Origin of the sequence: Paenibacillus sp. AR247 (assembly GCF_002968895.1) — a bacterium.
GTDB classification, from domain to species: domain Bacteria; phylum Bacillota; class Bacilli; order Paenibacillales; family Paenibacillaceae; genus Paenibacillus_AQ; species Paenibacillus_AQ favisporus.
On the sequence record NZ_PCZT01000087.1, the window covers coordinates 1 to 351 of the forward strand.

Genomic DNA, 351 nt, shown 5'->3' on the forward strand with positions numbered 1-351 from the left:
AAAGCGCAGATTCGTTTCGTATCTAGTTTTCAGGGAGTCAAAATTGCTGATTTCACTCCAAGCGGGTGAGAGAAGCGTGTATGACTTTCAGCATTTGGCGATGCTGAAACCTGAATTATGCATTTGGTTATTAACCAATGCTCCGTTTGGTGGCGATAGCGGAGGGGTTCCACGCGTACCCATCCCGAACACGACCGTTAAGCCCTCCAGCGCCGATGGTACTTGGACCGAAGGGTCCTGGGAGAGTAGGACGTTGCCAAGCGATACATATTCCCTGATAGCTCAGTTGGTAGAGCACTCGACTGTTAATCGAGTTGTCACAGGTTCGAGTCCTGTTCGGGGAGCCACTTG

General features: G+C 50.7%; 1 tRNA gene and 1 rRNA gene. Both read left to right on the plus strand.

Going from position 1 to position 351, the window contains the following annotated elements:
* Positions 1-145 precede the first annotated feature (145 nt).
* Positions 146-262, plus strand: a 5S ribosomal RNA gene (gene rrf / locus CPT76_RS36175).
* Between the two features lie 9 nt (positions 263-271).
* Positions 272-347: transfer RNA gene (locus tag CPT76_RS36180), tRNA-Asn, on the plus strand.
* The last annotated feature ends 4 nt before the right edge of the window (positions 348-351 follow it).